This is a genomic window from Streptococcus sp. 27098_8_148 (assembly GCF_041432105.1).
GTDB lineage: Bacteria > Bacillota > Bacilli > Lactobacillales > Streptococcaceae > Streptococcus > Streptococcus parasanguinis_AE.
This window is the reverse complement of the sequence record NZ_JAPVYY010000003.1, coordinates 148,850-164,170: the sequence shown is the minus strand read 5'-3', so window position 1 is coordinate 164,170 and position 15,321 is coordinate 148,850. Positions and strand designations below refer to the sequence as shown.

Genomic DNA, 15,321 nt, shown 5'->3' with positions numbered 1-15,321 from the left:
AAAAAAGGTAATGAAGAATGGGTAAATATTTTGGAACGGACGGTGTCCGTGGAGAAGCAAATGTAGAATTAACACCAGAATTGGCTTTTAAACTAGGCCGTTTCGGTGGCTATGTGTTGAGCCAACATGAAGAAGAAACACCTTTGGTATTTGTTGGACGTGATACGCGTATTTCTGGTGAAATGTTAGAGCATGCCTTAATTGCTGGCCTCTTATCTGTTGGAATTCGCGTCTACAAGTTGGGTGTGATTGCAACGCCAGGTGTTGCTTATCTAGTTCGTACGGAAAAAGCCAGCGCCGGAGTTATGATTTCTGCTAGCCACAATCCAGCCTTAGACAATGGCATCAAATTCTTTGGTGGTGATGGCTTCAAATTGGATGATGATCGCGAACTTGAAATTGAAGCCTTGCTTGATGCGGCTGAAGATACCCTTCCACGTCCAAGTGCCCAAGGTTTAGGAACGGTCATGGAATATCCAGAAGGCTTGCGTAAGTATCAAGAATTCCTTGTATCGACAGGTGTCCAACTCGAGGGCATGCACGTAGTCTTAGATACAGCAAATGGTGCAGCCTCTACTAGTGCCCGTCAAATCTTTGCAGATCTGGGAGCTCAATTGACCGTCATCGGTGAAAACCCAGATGGTTTGAACATCAATGATGGGGTTGGTTCTACTCACCCAGAGCATTTGCAAGAGAAAGTCAAAGAAGTAGGCGCAGCGATTGGTCTTGCCTTTGACGGAGACAGCGATCGCTTGATTGCTGTGGATGAAAATGGAGAGATTGTAGACGGAGATAAGATCATGTACATCATCGGTTCTTATCTTTCAAGCAAGGGCTTGCTCGAAAAAAATACGATCGTCACAACCGTCATGTCCAATCTCGGCTTCCACAAGGCATTAGATGCGAAGGGAATTCAAAAAGAAATCACAGCTGTTGGAGACCGTTATGTGGTCGAAGAAATGCGCAAATCAGGATACAATCTTGGTGGTGAACAATCTGGTCATGTCGTCATCATGGATTACAATACAACTGGTGATGGTCAATTAACAGGAGTTCAATTGACTAAAATCATGCAAGAAACCGGCAAGAAATTATCTGAATTGGCTGCTGAAGTAACCATTTATCCACAAAAACTCGTCAATATCCGGGTTGAAAATAGCATGAAAGACAAGGCGATGGAAGTCCCTGCTATTCGTGAAATCATTGAAAAAATGGAAGCGGAAATGGCAGGAAATGGCCGCATCCTCGTGCGTCCAAGTGGAACTGAACCCCTCCTTCGTGTGATGGCAGAAGCTCCAACCCATGAAGAAGTGGACTACTATGTAGATACCATTGCTGCAGTTGTTCAAGCAGAAATCGGACTTTAACCTTGTAAAAAACATGGCTCGCAAATAGGCGAGCAGAGGAGGTATATATGAAACAGGTTCGTCAAATTGTATGGGCACTTGCCTTAGTGCTAACGATTCTATTCACAGCTGGTTTGACTAAAACAATACATGCTGCAGAAGTCTCATCATATACACAGACAGCACGTCTAACGAAAGACGGTAACACGCTAACAAATGGGAGCAAGGTGTTGACAAATGAAAAATTGTCAGCAAGTATTTATTTAGCCTTTCCAGATTCGCAAACTATTCAAACTGGTGATACCTTAACTCTTAGTTTGCCAAAAGAATTAGCCCTCTACACAGCACTGGAATTCAATGTTCTTGAGGAAGGTCAATCAAATGGTCAGACGGTGGGGAAAGCTGTCGTTGATACAGCTAAGAAAACAGTGACCGTTACCTTTAATGATTATTTCGCATCTCATCCACTCAACAAACGAGTTGCTCTTCATTTTGATGTAAAAGTCGATTCAGAAGTAGTTACAAAAACATCTCCAATCCAGTTTAAACTAGGAAATACAGATTTTTCATTGAATTATGAAAAAACAGCTGGAGAAGCTGGAGACTATGAGATGAAATACGGTTACCAAGATAAGTCTGATCCAACCATTATCAAATGGCGGATTCTCTTAAATGCTCGCCAAGATATGCTTCGTGGAATGGTCATTAAAGACCAATTCGGAGATGGTTTAACATTGGTTGAAGGTAGCTTACGCGCTGTTCGTTATGCTCCTGTACAAGGTGGGATTAAGAACGAAGCTCAGATATTAAGTCTCCCAGTTCTGGATAACTTTACTAAAAAAGCTGTTTTCAATAAGAATGCAGATGGAAAGACCACTGGTTTTACAATTGAATTTGGTGATAACTACAATTGGCCAATGTATATTGAATATTCTACGAAAGTGGCACCTGGAACGAAAGTAGGCGATATTGTCCATAATACATTAACATGGAAGGCAACCAATTTCCCAGCACCGCGTAGTTTAACCCGTGAAGTGCGATTGGAAACAGGATCTGGCGAAGGATTGGGTGAGAAAGAACAAACGCCACCGACACCTAGCTCAACCTCCTCATCAAGTTCTAGTTCTTCATCAAGCTCATCATCTTCAACGAGTTCTAGTTCTTCATCAAGTTCATCATCTTCAACGAGTTCTGGTTCTTCATCAAGTTCATCATCTTCAACGAGTTCCAGTTCTACATCGAACTCAACATCCACATCAAGTTCTTCATCGAAATCATCTTCATCTTCTGTTAAAGAAGAAGCCCCAAAACCTGGTAAGAAAAAAGTTCTTCCAAGTACAGGTGAAAAGATGACACCGGTAGTTCTTGTCATGGGTGTCTTCCTAGCAATTCTATCGGTTGGTATTTTACGTGTAAGAAAAGATTCCTAAATCTATTCATAAAAGATCAGACTTCTGTCTGGTCTTTTTGTGTAGGCTCGATTTGAAAAATCCCCTATTTCGTGGTAAAATAGGGCTAATGAATTTATAGTAATCGAGGTATTAGAAGTGGCTTTTGGAGATAACGGAAAACGTAAAAAAACACCATTTGAAATGATCACGATGGTGGTCATTGTGATTATGTTGATTGTAACGGTTGGTGCAATCTTTGCAACCGCAATTGGTGCTCTTTCTTACTAAGACGCACACAGAAATAAAGGAAATCATCTATTTATGAGTATGTTTTTAGATACAGCCAAGATTAAGGTCAAGGCTGGAAATGGCGGCGATGGCATGGTGGCTTTTCGCCGTGAAAAATATGTCCCTAATGGCGGACCTTGGGGTGGTGATGGAGGTCGTGGTGGCAATGTCATCTTCGTAGTAGACGAAGGCTTGCGCACCTTGATGGACTTCCGTTATAACCGGCATTTCAAAGCCCAAAATGGGGAAAAAGGAATGACCAAAGGGATGCACGGACGGGGAGCAGAAGATCTCTATGTTCGGGTTCCTCAAGGAACGACCGTCCGAGATGCCGAGACTGGCAAGGTCATTACGGACCTAGTTGAAAATGGACAAGAGTACATTGTCGCCCACGGTGGCCGTGGCGGACGTGGAAACATTCGTTTTGCCACTCCTAAAAATCCAGCCCCAGAGATTTCTGAGAATGGGGAACCTGGCCAGGAACGCGAACTCGAATTAGAACTCAAGGTCTTGGCAGACGTTGGTTTGGTTGGCTTCCCATCAGTAGGGAAATCAACTCTTCTCAGTGTCATTACTTCTGCCAAACCAAAGATTGGGGCTTATCATTTTACAACCATCGTGCCAAACTTGGGCATGGTTCGGACACCGTCAGGTGAATCCTTTGCTGTCGCAGACCTTCCTGGATTGATTGAAGGAGCTAGCCAAGGTGTCGGACTCGGAACCCAGTTCCTTCGCCACATCGAGCGCACCCGTGTTATCTTGCATGTTATTGATATGTCGGCGAGTGAAGGACGCGACCCTTATGAAGACTATGTTCAAATTAATAAAGAGCTTGAAACCTATAATCTTCGTTTGATGGAACGTCCTCAGATTATCGTGGCAAATAAGATGGATATGCCGGAGAGTCAAGAAAACTTGAAAGAGTTCAAGAAGAAATTGGCAGCCAATTACGATGAGTTTGATGAACTGCCACAGATTTTCCCGATCTCTAGTTTGGCGCATCAAGGTTTGGACAATTTGTTAGAAGCAACGGCAGAATTGTTAGACAAAACACCAGAATTCCTCTTGTATTCAGAAGACGAAATGGCTCAAGAAGAAGTCTACTATGGCTTTGATGAAGACCAGCCAGCCTTTGACATCAGTCGGGATGACGATGCCGCTTGGGTCTTGTCTGGTGAAAAACTTGAAAAACTCTTTAATATGACGAATTTCGATCGTGATGAAGCGGTCATGAAATTTGCTCGTCAATTGCGTGGCATGGGTGTTGATGAAGCTCTCCGTGCGCGTGGGGCAAAAGATGGCGATATCGTCCGGATCGGTAAATTTGAATTTGAGTTTGTAGATTAGGATAGATCCCCAGCGGATCAAGGATTCCAAATAAGAAGTGAGGCTTTTTCAGTGGGAGATAAACCAATATCTTTTCGAGATGAAAATGGAAATTTTGTTTCAGCAGCCGATGTTTGGAATGCTGAAAAACTAGAAGAACTCTTTAATACGCTAAATCCTAAGCGCAAATTGCGCTTACAAAGGGAAAAATTAGCAAAAGAAAATCAGCAGAAGTAAATAGACTTGGAGAATACTATGGCAAAAACAATTCATACAGATAAAGCACCTGCAGCAATTGGACCTTATGTTCAAGGGAAAATCGTAGGGAATCTTCTCTTTGCAAGTGGACAAGTTCCCTTGTCACCTGAAACAGGTGAAATCATTGGAGAAACCATCCAAGAACAAACAGAGCAAGTCTTAAAGAACATTGGGGCTATTTTGGAAGAGGCAGGGACAGACTTTGACCACGTGGTGAAAACCACTTGTTTCTTAAGTGATATGAATGACTTTGTACCTTTTAATGAGGTCTATAAAACAGTTTTTACCACAGAGTTTCCAGCTCGATCTGCTGTTGAAGTAGCACGCCTGCCACGTGATGTGAAGGTTGAAATTGAAGTTATTGCGGAAATCAAAGCCAAATAACCATTCAAAGACAAAAAGACAGAGTGGAGAGCAGGAAACTGTAGGCCACTCTGTTTTATTTATGGGAGGAGAAAATGACAGAAAGTAAGATTCAACTGGTCATGGTAACAGGGATGAGCGGTGCGGGTAAGACCGTTGCCATCCAATCGTTTGAGGATTTGGGTTACTTTACCATCGATAATATGCCACCGGCGCTCTTGCTGAAATTTATTGAGCTCATGCGCCACAGCCCAGATAACAATAAATTAGCCGTTGTTGTGGACATGCGGAGCCGTTCTTTTTTCAATGAAATTCGCACCATTTTGGATGAATTGGACAATCAAGAAGACCTGGATTTCAAAGTCTTGTTCTTGGATGCCACTGACAGTGAGTTGGTAGCACGATACAAGGAAACCCGTCGTAGCCATCCATTAGCGGCAGATGGCCGTGTCTTAGATGGGATTACCCTAGAGCGCGAACTCTTGTCCCCTTTAAAAAATATCAGTCAAAATGTAGTGGATACGACTGAGTTGACACCTCGTAATTTGAGAAAAACGATCGCAGAACAATTTGCCAGTCAAGATAATCAGCCAGATTTTCGGGTTGAGGTCATGTCATTTGGGTTTAAATATGGCCTTCCGATCGATGCTGACCTTGTCTTTGACGTGCGTTTCCTTCCAAATCCCTACTACAAATTGGAACTTCGGAATTTAACCGGTCAAGATCCAGCTGTCTATGATTACGTCATGGATCACCCTGAATCAGAGGACTTTTATCGTCACCTCCATGACTTGATCGTTCCTATTTTACCGTCTTATAAACGGGAGGGTAAATCCGTTCTCACCATTGCTATGGGATGTACCGGTGGGCAACACCGTTCAGTAGCCTTTGCAGAGCGCTTAGCGCATGATTTAGAAAAAAATTGGCAGGTCAATTGCAGTCATAGAGACAAGGACAGACGGAAAGAAACGGTGAATCGCTCATGAGAAAACCTAAAGTAACCGTTATTGGAGGAGGAACAGGGATTTCTGTTATCCTCGATAGTCTGAGAAAGAAACCGGTCGATATTACTGCCATCGTAACCGTTGCAGATGATGGCGGGAGTTCAGGTGAATTGCGGAAGAACATCCAAAAATTGACACCACCTGGAGATCTTCGAAATGTGCTGGTTGCCATGTCAGATATGCCTCGTTTTTATGAGAAGGTCTTTCAATACCGCTTTGCAGACGATGATGGACCTTTGGCCGGACACCCTTTGGGAAACTTGATCATTGCAGGGATTTCAGAGATGCAAGGCTCGACCTATAATGCCATGCAGTTGTTAACCAAGTTCTTTCATACGACCGGCAAGATCTATCCTTCCAGTGATAGTCCCTTGACCCTTCATGCCGTCTTTCAAGATGGAAAAGAAGTGGTAGGAGAAAGCCACATTGCTAACTACACCGGCATGATTGATCATGTCTATGTGACCAATACCTTTGATCAAGAGCGTCCAAAAGCTAGTAAGAAAGTGGTGGAAGCTATTCTTGAAAGTGATATGGTCGTCTTAGGTCCTGGTTCGCTCTTTACCTCGATCCTCCCTAATTTGATGATCGATGAGATTGGGAAAGCCATCCTTGAAACCAAGGCTCAGGTAGCCTATGTTTGTAACATCATGACCCAAAGAGGAGAAACCGAGCATTTCACAGACAGTGACCACGTTGCCGTTCTCCATAAACATTTGGGAGAGAAGTTCATCGATACGGTCCTTGTCAATATCAATCAGGTTCCCGCAGCTTACATGAACAGTAACAAATTTGATGAATACTTGGTGCAGGTAGAGCACGATTTCAAGGGGCTGCACTCGCAAGTTCCCCAAGTGATTTCTTCCGATTTCTTAAAGCTGGTCAATGGAGGAGCCTTTCATGATGGCGAAAAAGTAGTCGAAGAGTTGATGCAGATCGTGCAGGTGAGAAAATGAGTTTTACGGTTCGTGTAAAAGAAGAATTATTGTCTCTCAAGCGATTTGAAAAGAGTGAATTGGCTGCCATTATCAAGATGTCTGGAAGTCTTGGGATTTCAATGGGGGGCTTGACGCTCTCGGTGACGACAGAAAATGCCAAGATCGCTCGCCATATCTATGAATTGTTGCATCATTTTTATGAGGCCAAATCGGATATTCGCCACCACCAAAAAACCAATTTGAAAAAAAATCGTGTTTACACAGTATTCTTGGATGAAAAGGTGGAAGAGATTCTTGCTGACTTGCATTTGGCAGATGCCTTTTTTGGGATTGAGACAGGCATTGATGCCAGTGTTTTAGAAGATGAAGTAGCCAGTCGTGCTTATCTTCGGGGGGCTTTTCTGTCGAGTGGTTCCATCAAGGATCCTGAAAAAGGGAAGTACCAGTTGGAAATTCATTCTGTTTATACAGACCACGCGGAAGGAATTGCCCTTCTCATGCAAGGATTTTTACTAGATGCGAAAACCATCGAGCGGAAAAAAGGAGTGGTAACCTATCTGCAACGAGCGGAAGATATTATTGATTTTCTAATTGTGGTAGAGGCCATGAAAGCCATGCAGGAATTTGAGTCCATCAAGGTTATGAGAGAGACGCGTAATGACCTCAATCGGGCCAATAATGCCGAAATGGCCAATATCCAGCGCACAGTTACTGCTAGCATGAAAACCATTAATAATATTAGTAAAATTGTGGATACGGTCGGCCTAGGGAGTTTACCAAGTGACCTGCAAGAAGTTGCCTATATCCGGATGAACCATCCAGATTATTCTATCCAGCAGATCGCCGATAGTTTGCAACAACCTATTTCAAAAAGCGGTGTTAACCACCGCTTACGTAAGATCAATAAGATCGCAGACGATTTAGACAAATAAAAAAGGCCAAAGGTCTTTCATAATGAGGATAAAGTCTTTTTAAAAACTTTCCTTAGGTGAGTACGGACGTCAGCGAACTTCATAGAAGTTCCATGACTTAGTTTTGAGCCTAATGTCTCAAAACTCCCGAGTGCCTGAAACGTATTGTTTCAGGCACTTTTCTCACAGCGGAAAGTTTTTGTATTTTCTTGATTCAAACTAAAAATAGGAACTCATTTTTACTTCTTTGCAGAATCGATTAACTTAAAATAGTTTGACTTCAATTTAAAAAAGGCCAAAGGCCTTTTTTATTATAAACTTGTTGAGTGGGTTGGTTGGACTTTTTTATCTGGATAGATGTAGTTGATGGCATTGTTTACGGCTGTTGGAGCTTCCCCCAGACCTGTAGCGATGAGATCAATCTTTCCTTCGTAGAAGCAGCAGTCTCCACAGGCATAAATTCCAGGAAGGCTGGTTTCTTGTTTTTGGTTCACCTTGATTTTATGGCGTTGCAATTCTACACCCCATTCTTTTAAGTTTCCGATTGAAGATTTAAAGCCATAGTTGACAAATAAGTGATCAATCGGGATGAGTTCTGTTTCATCGGATTTGACTTTTGTGATTTCAAGGTGTGTGGCATGACCATTTTCTCCAATCAAGCGGCTAGGAACAAATGGTGTTTTGATGCTGACAGAAGATTGCTTGAGTTCTTCTACACTGTGTTCTAGGGCACGGAAGTTGTCCCGACGGTGAACGATTGTAGTTGGAGCAATCTTGTCAAAAGCAAGAGCCCAGTCCACAGCAGAGTCCCCACCACCAAGGACGGTCACCTGTTGTCCTTCATATTGTTGGATGTTTGATACGTGATAGTGGACGTTATCAAAGGTATCAGCCCCCTCGATATCAAGAGCACGTGGTTTAAAGGCACCGCCACCCATGGCAATGATGACTGCTTTAGACTGATGCACTTGGCGAGAAGTAGTGATAATGAAGAGGTCACCCTCTTTTTGAATATCCTCTACAGTTTCATTGAGGAAGATCGGTGTATCGAATCGTTTGACTTGCTCGATCAAGCGGTCGCTTAATTCTTCACCTGTTAAATTGGTAAAACCGGGTACATCGAGGATATTTTTTTCTGGATAGAGAATGGCTGGTTGCCCTCCAAGTTGAGGTAAGGAATCAATCAGTTTGACTTTAACTTGGCGCATATTGCCATAAAAAGCAGCAAACAGACCAACTGGTCCGCCCCCAACAATCGTAATATCATAAATTTCTGACATGGTATCTCCTTCAGGGTTTTCTATGTTTCCATTGTATCATAAAATAGAAAGAATGAAAAAGTCGGAAAAAAGAAATAGCATGAAGGCTAGGAAGGCTAGAAAAGTTTCAAAAGATCTTGACAGCGTCCTTAAAGTGTGATAAAATGATTAAGATTTTAGGCTTGAAGGGAGTGAAAAATATGTCAAAAACAGTAGTACGTAAGAATGAATCTCTTGACGATGCTCTTCGTCGTTTCAAACGTGCGGTTACTAAAGCTGGTACTCTTCAAGAAACACGCAAACGTGAATTCTATGAAAAACCTTCTGTAAAACGTAAACGTAAATCAGAAGCAGCTCGTAAACGTAAAAAATTCTAATTGAATACAGAAACAGACTTCGGTCTGTTTTTTGTTTTTCTAGAAAATTGAAGACAAAAAAATCCGACCTTCTTCTAGAAGATCGGATTTTTTATCTCTTTATTTGTTTGCAAGCAAGTCGCGGATTTCAGTAAGCAACTCTTCTTGAGTAGGAGCAGCAGCTTCTTCTTCAGCAGCTTCCTCTTTTTTACCAAGGTTTTGAGCTTTCTCTGCAGCTTTCACTACGAAGAAAAGAACAGTACCAACAACAAGGAAGTTGATCACAGCGCTCAAGAAGCTACCGTAAGCAACACCGTTCCATGACAATTGTGCAATATTTTGAACACGAGCAGCTTTCAAAGCTGGGTTCAAAATAAGTGGAGTAATGATATCGTTAACAAATGATGTTACGATAGCTCCAAATGCAGCTCCGATAACGACTGCAACAGCAAGGTCAACAATATTCCCACGAAGGAGAAAATCTTTCAAATCTTTTAACATATCCTAAATATGTCCTTTCATAATAATTTTTTACTATGATAGTATAACGGAAAATAGTTAGACTGACAAGAAATATGCACAATTTTTTTAAAAATTAGTGATAAAGGGTGAAAATCTTTTCTTTTGAGTGTGAAATCGGTAGGAAAAAATTTACTTTTACTAACTTTTAGTATAAAATATAAAGTGATAATCTATGGTAAAATGGAGGCACTGTTTATGGTTGATAAAGAGCTGATTGCAGAAATTAAAAACAGTGTAAACATTGTTGAAGTCATTGGAGAAGTTGTTTCTTTGACCAAGGCTGGCCGTAACTTTTTAGGCCTCTGTCCTTTTCATGGTGAAAAGACTCCCTCCTTTAATGTCGTTGAAGACAAGCAGTTTTACCATTGTTTCGGATGTGGTCGCTCTGGAGATGTCTTTAAGTTTATTGAGGACTACCGTGGAGTCGCCTTTATGGATGCGGTCCAGATCGTAGCGGAAAAGGCTGGCATTGCGCTTCAGTACCAGGCGAGACCTGCCCAATCAGCGTCTGTCAATCCAAACCAAGAACTTTATGAGATTCATCAGGAAGCTAGTAAGTTTTATCAGGCGATTTTGATGACGACTAAGATGGGGGAAGAAGCGCGACACTATCTGTATGAACGTGGTCTGACGGATGAGGTGATCCGACATTTTCAATTGGGCTTAGCACCTACAGAAGGAAATTATCTCTATCGAAATCTCTCTGAGAAATTCTCGGAGAAAGTGATTACCGATTCGGGTTTGTTTACAGTCTCAGATGCAGGAACGGTTTTTGATGCCTTTCAGGATCGGATCATGTTTCCCTTGACGGATGATAGTGGACGGGTCATTGCCTTTTCTGGTAGGCTGTGGAAAATGACGGAGGATGGTAGTCATCAAGCCAAGTACAAGAATAGTCGTAGTACCCGTCTATTTAATAAAAGTTATGAACTCTATCATTTGGATCAAGCCAAGACGAGCGCCAAAAAGAAACATGAAATGTATATCATGGAAGGCTTTATGGATGTCATTGCAGCTTATAGAGCTGGGATAGAAAATGCGGTCGCCTCTATGGGGACAGCCTTGACACCAGAGCATGTCCAGCACCTGTCTCATTTTACTAAAAAGGTCATCTTGACCTATGATGGAGATAAGGCAGGGCTTGAAGCAACAGCTAAGGCCTTGGATGTCTTGCAGGATCTGGAGTTGGAGATCGTCCGTATCCCAGATCAGATGGACCCTGATGAGTACCTCAAAAAGACGTCCCCAGAAGATCTAGCTACCCTCTTGAAGAATTCTCGGATCAGTAAGGTTGAATTCTTGATGCACTACTGGAAACCCCAGTATATTGAGAACTTGCAGGCGCAAATTGAGTTTGTCGAAAAGTTGGCACCGATGATCGCCCAGACGCGTTCTATTACAGCGCAAAACACCTATATTTATAAGTTGGCCGATTTATTGCCGGACTTTGATTACTTGCAGATTGAGCAGATTGTCAATAATAGTCGCTTGCATCAACGGCAAGAAGCGCAAGAAGGTGGACGATCAAAAACGTCGAATTTTTCAGTGGAGCTCCTGCCGAATCGTGGGATGACGCGCTTGATCAAGGCGGAAAATCATTTATTAAGTAGGATGAAGGATTTTCCAATGGTCCTCAATGATTACCGTTTGCGACCTGATTTTACCTTCGACACGCCGGAGTTACAGATCTTGTATCAATTGCTCTGTCAAAATGGAGAAGTCACCTCTCAGGATCTATCCGAGCAGCCTGAAGGGGTCCAGCACGCCTGGTACCGCATGTTAGAAGAAGATTTACCAGATGAGATAGCAGATGGTGAGTTAGAAGAAGTAGAAGCGACACGGAATCGTGAGCTTCTTCGCAAAGAAAGTCAACAAATTGGAAATAAAGTGAAGGAAGCTTCCTCAATAGGGGATGCGGAAAAGGCTTTATTGGAACTCGAGCGTTTAATCGCTCAAAAAAGAAGAATGGAGTAAGAATGGCTAAAGAACAAAAAGATATTACAACATTGGACGTTCAAATTGCAGAATTTATTCGCAGCCACAAGAAAAGCGGAACTGCAACAGATGATGAAATTAATGACCAATTGGTTATTCCATTCACGCTAGATGCAGATGGGATTGAAGATCTTTTGCAACGCATTCAAGATGCAGGGATTTCGATCACTGATAAAGACGGCAACCCAAGTGCGCGTGTGTTGAACAATGAGGAAGAGCCAGAGTTGTCAGATGAGGAATTGCTTGGAAGCAACTCTGCTAAGGTCAATGACCCGGTACGTATGTACTTGAAAGAAATTGGGGTTGTTCCTCTTTTGACCAATGAAGAAGAACAAGAATTGGCTATCTTGGTGGAACAAGGTGACTTGGAAGCTAAGCAACGTCTAGCAGAAGCCAACCTTCGTTTGGTTGTATCCATTGCGAAACGTTACGTTGGTCGTGGGATGCAATTTTTGGATTTGATCCAAGAAGGAAACATGGGCTTGATGAAGGCGGTTGATAAGTTTGACTATACCAAAGGGTTCAAGTTCTCTACTTATGCTACTTGGTGGATCCGTCAGGCCATCACTCGTGCCATTGCAGACCAAGCGCGTACCATTCGGATTCCTGTTCACATGGTGGAAACCATTAACAAGTTGGTTCGTGAGCAACGCAATCTCTTGCAAGAATTGGGACAAGATCCAACACCTGAACAAATCGCTGAACGTATGGATATGACACCAGACAAGGTGCGTGAAATCTTGAAGATTGCTCAAGAGCCTGTTTCTCTTGAAACTCCAATCGGAGAAGAAGACGATAGCCATTTGGGAGATTTCATCGAAGACGAAGTGATTGAAAATCCAGTAGACTACACCACTCGTGTGGTTCTACGTGAACAATTGGATGAAGTCCTCGATACCCTGACAGACCGGGAAGAAAATGTTTTGCGTCTTCGTTTTGGTCTGGATGATGGAAAAATGCGGACCTTGGAAGATGTGGGGAAAGTCTTCAATGTGACCCGTGAACGGATCCGTCAGATCGAAGCCAAAGCCCTCCGCAAACTCCGCCACCCAAGTAGAAGCAAACCACTGCGTGACTTTATAGAGGATTAAAAAGGTCCGGGGGACCTTTTTAACGGTCGCCAAGAAATCAAAAAGCGACCCAGGTCCGGGGGATCTTTTTAACGGTCGCCTAGAAATGAAGAAGCGACCCAGATCCTGCGGATCTTTTTAACCCGAGCCCAGAAATTCTATCGAGAGTAAATAGCAGAAAAAGGAAGTCATATGGCATATACAACTGAGCAAATTGAAGAAATTAAAAATAAAATCTTAAATGCTTTGGAAGAGGTAATCGATCCTGAGCTTGGGATTGACATTGTCAATTTAGGTCTTGTCTACGAGATCCATTTTGACGGTGAAACTGGAGCAACCATCATTGATATGACCTTAACGACCATGGGGTGTCCATTAGCGGACCTTCTGACAGATCAGATTCATGATGTTTTAGCAGAAGTAGAAGAAGTGACATCGGTGGATGTGAAGTTGGTCTGGTATCCTGCTTGGACGGTTGAAAAGATGAGCCGTTATGCACGGATCGCACTTGGAATTAGTTAACCATTCTATGCATCAAAACAAATCAGAGGTTGGGGGTTCCCTAACCTCTGATTTGTTTATCCTTGTTTTTTTGAACAAACATTTACAAATTCTTAGCAAATTTTCAGATAAAGTTGCAATCATCAAGGGGACAAGGTATAATAGCATAAATAGAAAATAAAGGAGATTTACATGAATCAGTATCCTTTGGTCTACTTGGACCATGTGACAAAGAATTATGGGCATGAAGTTGCTCTCATGGATGTTAGTTTGAACATCCAACCTGGCCGTATTATTGGCCTTTTGGGTCCCAATGGTAGCGGGAAAACAACCATCATTAAATTGATTAATGGTTTGTTGCAACCAAGCCTTGGAAATATCTATATTCATGGGCAATTACCATCCCCAGCTTCTAAAAAAGTGGTTTCCTATTTGCCGGATACAACTTATCTGAATGAAAATATGAAAATTGTTGATGCTATTCGCTATTTCCAAGATTTTTATGCAGATTTTAATGTCCAACGAGCTTACCAGTTGCTCAACGATTTGCATTTGCATCCAAATCAAAAATTGAACAGCCTTTCAAAAGGGAACAAGGAAAAAGTGCAATTGATTTTGGTGATGAGTCGTGAAGCGGACTTGTATGTTCTTGATGAACCAATCGGAGGGGTTGACCCAGCAGCGCGTGATTATATTTTGAGGACCATTATTCAAAACAGACGTCCAAACTCTTCTGTCTTGATTTCTACTCACTTGATTGCGGATATTGAGCAAGTTTTGGATGAGGCCATTTTCATCAACCAAGGAAGAATCCTCTTGCATGAAAATACGACTGTTATGCGCAATCAACACGGAAAATCAATCGATGAGATCTTCCGTGATCAATTCCGTGTTTATTAGGAGGACCCCATGTTTGGTAAATTATTAAAATATGAATTTAAATCGACAGCTAAGTGGTATTTATTGATCACCCTGATTGCACTAGGTTTGTCAGTGATTACAGGTGTTATTGGTGGAAGTGCTACAAACGGTTTTGTGGATATGGAAACCAATAGTATGCAAATTATAACGGGAACTCTTGGGATTCTCATTTTTGGAGGAGTCATTGGTCTTTATCTTAGTAACTACTATATTATTATCCGTCGTTTCTATTCCAACTTATACGGACGTGAAGGTTACTTGACCTGGACCCTTCCAGCTAGCCCGCATGCGATCATTTTGTCTAAATTTGTGGGAGCTTTAGTAGCGAGTCTTTACTGCCTATTCCTTCTATTTTTTAGTGGTTTTATCACAATTATTGTGATGGGTGCTGTCATTGGACAAGACCTCTCTCCTGTATTTAGTATTATCGCTGAGGCTTTTAGTCATTCTATTGCTTATTGGATTATTGTTTGGTGGATTTTTACCACAGCTTCAGGGATCTTCCTATTTTATGTATCGATCGCACTTGGCCAACTCTTCCAAAATCGTCGTGGATTTAAGGCTATTCTGTTTTTCTTTCTCTTGTGCATTGTTTTGAGTATCATCGGTACAGCAGTCAATCCATTTAGAGATTCATATGCTGTCGGGTATGCATTGGTTTATGGAAATATTGATGATTTGGGAGCAAACTTCATTCCAGGTCTCATCTATGAAGTCATTAAGATTGTTTCTATGTACTTCACCATTCACTATATCAGCAAATATAAGTTGAATCTTCAATAAGAACAGTTAATTGAACAAGGAGCTCCCCAGTGGAAGCCTTCTTGTTCAATTTTTTTCTTTTGCATTTTTAGATACATTTTGATATACTA

At 42.0% G+C, this 15,321-nt stretch carries 17 protein-coding genes; 15 read left to right on the top strand and 2 right to left on the bottom strand.

Annotated features, from left to right (window positions below; translation table 11 throughout):
- Nucleotides 1-17 precede the first annotated feature (17 nt).
- The 9 genes from glmM (at nucleotide 18) to whiA (ending at nucleotide 7,846) form a co-directional block, all read left to right on the top strand.
- Nucleotides 18-1,367, top strand: a complete 1,350-nt coding sequence (gene glmM, locus O3646_RS03815; protein WP_023917722.1) for a phosphoglucosamine mutase — start codon at nucleotides 18-20, stop codon at nucleotides 1,365-1,367.
- Nucleotides 1,368-1,414: 47 nt separating this feature from the next.
- Nucleotides 1,415-2,776, top strand: a complete 1,362-nt coding sequence (locus O3646_RS03810) for an LPXTG cell wall anchor domain-containing protein (protein ID WP_195189717.1) — start codon at nucleotides 1,415-1,417, stop codon at nucleotides 2,774-2,776.
- A gap of 117 nt (nucleotides 2,777-2,893) precedes the next feature.
- Nucleotides 2,894-3,025 carry a DUF4044 domain-containing protein gene (locus O3646_RS03805; RefSeq protein ID WP_003011566.1) on the top strand — a complete coding sequence of 44 codons (132 nt, stop codon included), beginning with the start codon at nucleotides 2,894-2,896 and terminating at the stop codon, nucleotides 3,023-3,025.
- 33 nt (nucleotides 3,026-3,058) lie between these two features.
- Nucleotides 3,059-4,372 (top strand): GTPase ObgE, encoded by a 1,314-nt coding sequence (gene obgE / locus O3646_RS03800; RefSeq protein ID WP_023917726.1) that lies wholly within the window; start codon nucleotides 3,059-3,061, stop codon nucleotides 4,370-4,372.
- A gap of 51 nt (nucleotides 4,373-4,423) precedes the next feature.
- On the top strand, nucleotides 4,424-4,588 hold the full coding sequence (locus tag O3646_RS03795; protein ID WP_003006512.1) for a hypothetical protein: 165 nt from the start codon (nucleotides 4,424-4,426) through the stop codon (nucleotides 4,586-4,588).
- 18 nt (nucleotides 4,589-4,606) lie between these two features.
- On the top strand, nucleotides 4,607-4,993 hold the full coding sequence (locus O3646_RS03790) for a RidA family protein (protein ID WP_049472168.1): 387 nt from the start codon (nucleotides 4,607-4,609) through the stop codon (nucleotides 4,991-4,993).
- A 74-nt stretch (nucleotides 4,994-5,067) separates the two neighbouring features.
- Nucleotides 5,068-5,958, top strand: a complete 891-nt coding sequence (gene rapZ, locus O3646_RS03785; RefSeq protein ID WP_009732574.1) for an RNase adapter RapZ — start codon at nucleotides 5,068-5,070, stop codon at nucleotides 5,956-5,958.
- Nucleotides 5,955-6,932: a YvcK family protein gene (locus O3646_RS03780; RefSeq protein ID WP_003017791.1), complete on the top strand. Its 978-nt coding sequence runs from the start codon at nucleotides 5,955-5,957 to the stop codon at nucleotides 6,930-6,932. The genes rapZ and O3646_RS03780 overlap by 4 nt, the downstream gene beginning before the upstream one ends.
- Nucleotides 6,929-7,846 carry a DNA-binding protein WhiA gene (gene whiA, locus O3646_RS03775; RefSeq protein ID WP_070589403.1) on the top strand — a complete coding sequence of 306 codons (918 nt, stop codon included), beginning with the start codon at nucleotides 6,929-6,931 and terminating at the stop codon, nucleotides 7,844-7,846. The genes O3646_RS03780 and whiA overlap by 4 nt, the downstream gene beginning before the upstream one ends.
- A 290-nt stretch (nucleotides 7,847-8,136) precedes the next feature.
- Here whiA and O3646_RS03770 read toward each other — a convergent pair whose 3' ends face one another.
- On the bottom strand, nucleotides 8,137-9,105 hold the full coding sequence (locus tag O3646_RS03770) for an NAD(P)/FAD-dependent oxidoreductase (protein ID WP_118228336.1): 969 nt from the start codon (nucleotides 9,103-9,105) through the stop codon (nucleotides 8,137-8,139).
- A gap of 179 nt (nucleotides 9,106-9,284) precedes the next feature.
- Between O3646_RS03770 and rpsU the strand changes: the two genes are divergently transcribed.
- Entirely contained in the window at nucleotides 9,285-9,461 is a 177-nt protein-coding gene (rpsU, locus tag O3646_RS03765; protein WP_000048054.1) for a 30S ribosomal protein S21, read from the top strand.
- Nucleotides 9,462-9,560: 99 nt separating this feature from the next.
- Here the strand turns inward: rpsU and mscL are convergent, their stop codons facing one another.
- A complete protein-coding gene (gene mscL / locus O3646_RS03760) occupies nucleotides 9,561-9,941 on the bottom strand; it encodes a large conductance mechanosensitive channel protein MscL (RefSeq protein WP_070589400.1) in 381 nt (126 codons plus the stop codon).
- A gap of 216 nt (nucleotides 9,942-10,157) precedes the next feature.
- Between mscL and dnaG the strand changes: the two genes are divergently transcribed.
- The 5 genes from dnaG to O3646_RS03735 all read left to right on the top strand — a co-directional run bounded on the left by dnaG (nucleotide 10,158) and on the right by O3646_RS03735 (nucleotide 15,232).
- Entirely contained in the window at nucleotides 10,158-11,936 is a 1,779-nt protein-coding gene (gene dnaG / locus O3646_RS03755) for a DNA primase (RefSeq protein WP_070589397.1), read from the top strand.
- 2 nt (nucleotides 11,937-11,938) lie between these two features.
- A complete protein-coding gene (gene rpoD / locus O3646_RS03750; protein ID WP_003003251.1) occupies nucleotides 11,939-13,048 on the top strand; it encodes an RNA polymerase sigma factor RpoD in 1,110 nt (369 codons plus the stop codon).
- A 171-nt stretch (nucleotides 13,049-13,219) separates the two neighbouring features.
- Complete coding sequence (locus O3646_RS03745) at nucleotides 13,220-13,549, top strand: metal-sulfur cluster assembly factor (protein ID WP_004220168.1); 330 nt, start codon at nucleotides 13,220-13,222, stop codon at nucleotides 13,547-13,549.
- A gap of 171 nt (nucleotides 13,550-13,720) precedes the next feature.
- Nucleotides 13,721-14,428: an ABC transporter ATP-binding protein gene (locus O3646_RS03740; RefSeq protein WP_045759273.1), complete on the top strand. Its 708-nt coding sequence runs from the start codon at nucleotides 13,721-13,723 to the stop codon at nucleotides 14,426-14,428.
- A gap of 9 nt (nucleotides 14,429-14,437) precedes the next feature.
- On the top strand, nucleotides 14,438-15,232 hold the full coding sequence (locus O3646_RS03735) for a hypothetical protein (protein ID WP_134974176.1): 795 nt from the start codon (nucleotides 14,438-14,440) through the stop codon (nucleotides 15,230-15,232).
- Nucleotides 15,233-15,321 lie beyond the last annotated feature (89 nt).

What these genes read in the sequence shown, in the direction of transcription:
- rpsU (WP_000048054.1), top strand. Translation starts at nt 9,285, where the DNA reads ATGTCAAAAACAGTAGTACGTAAGAATGAATCTCTTGACGATGCTCTT.
- rpoD (WP_003003251.1), top strand. Translation starts at nt 11,939, where the DNA reads ATGGCTAAAGAACAAAAAGATATTACAACATTGGACGTTCAAATTGCA.
- mscL (WP_070589400.1), bottom strand. Translation starts at nt 9,941, where the DNA reads ATGTTAAAAGATTTGAAAGATTTTCTCCTTCGTGGGAATATTGTTGAC.
- glmM (WP_023917722.1), top strand. Translation starts at nt 18, where the DNA reads ATGGGTAAATATTTTGGAACGGACGGTGTCCGTGGAGAAGCAAATGTA.
- O3646_RS03770 (WP_118228336.1), bottom strand. Translation starts at nt 9,105, where the DNA reads ATGTCAGAAATTTATGATATTACGATTGTTGGGGGCGGACCAGTTGGT.
- O3646_RS03740 (WP_045759273.1), top strand. Translation starts at nt 13,721, where the DNA reads ATGAATCAGTATCCTTTGGTCTACTTGGACCATGTGACAAAGAATTAT.
- whiA (WP_070589403.1), top strand. Translation starts at nt 6,929, where the DNA reads ATGAGTTTTACGGTTCGTGTAAAAGAAGAATTATTGTCTCTCAAGCGA.
- O3646_RS03810 (WP_195189717.1), top strand. Translation starts at nt 1,415, where the DNA reads ATGAAACAGGTTCGTCAAATTGTATGGGCACTTGCCTTAGTGCTAACG.
- dnaG (WP_070589397.1), top strand. Translation starts at nt 10,158, where the DNA reads ATGGTTGATAAAGAGCTGATTGCAGAAATTAAAAACAGTGTAAACATT.
- O3646_RS03780 (WP_003017791.1), top strand. Translation starts at nt 5,955, where the DNA reads ATGAGAAAACCTAAAGTAACCGTTATTGGAGGAGGAACAGGGATTTCT.
- rapZ (WP_009732574.1), top strand. Translation starts at nt 5,068, where the DNA reads ATGACAGAAAGTAAGATTCAACTGGTCATGGTAACAGGGATGAGCGGT.
- O3646_RS03735 (WP_134974176.1), top strand. Translation starts at nt 14,438, where the DNA reads ATGTTTGGTAAATTATTAAAATATGAATTTAAATCGACAGCTAAGTGG.
- O3646_RS03745 (WP_004220168.1), top strand. Translation starts at nt 13,220, where the DNA reads ATGGCATATACAACTGAGCAAATTGAAGAAATTAAAAATAAAATCTTA.
- obgE (WP_023917726.1), top strand. Translation starts at nt 3,059, where the DNA reads ATGAGTATGTTTTTAGATACAGCCAAGATTAAGGTCAAGGCTGGAAAT.
- O3646_RS03790 (WP_049472168.1), top strand. Translation starts at nt 4,607, where the DNA reads ATGGCAAAAACAATTCATACAGATAAAGCACCTGCAGCAATTGGACCT.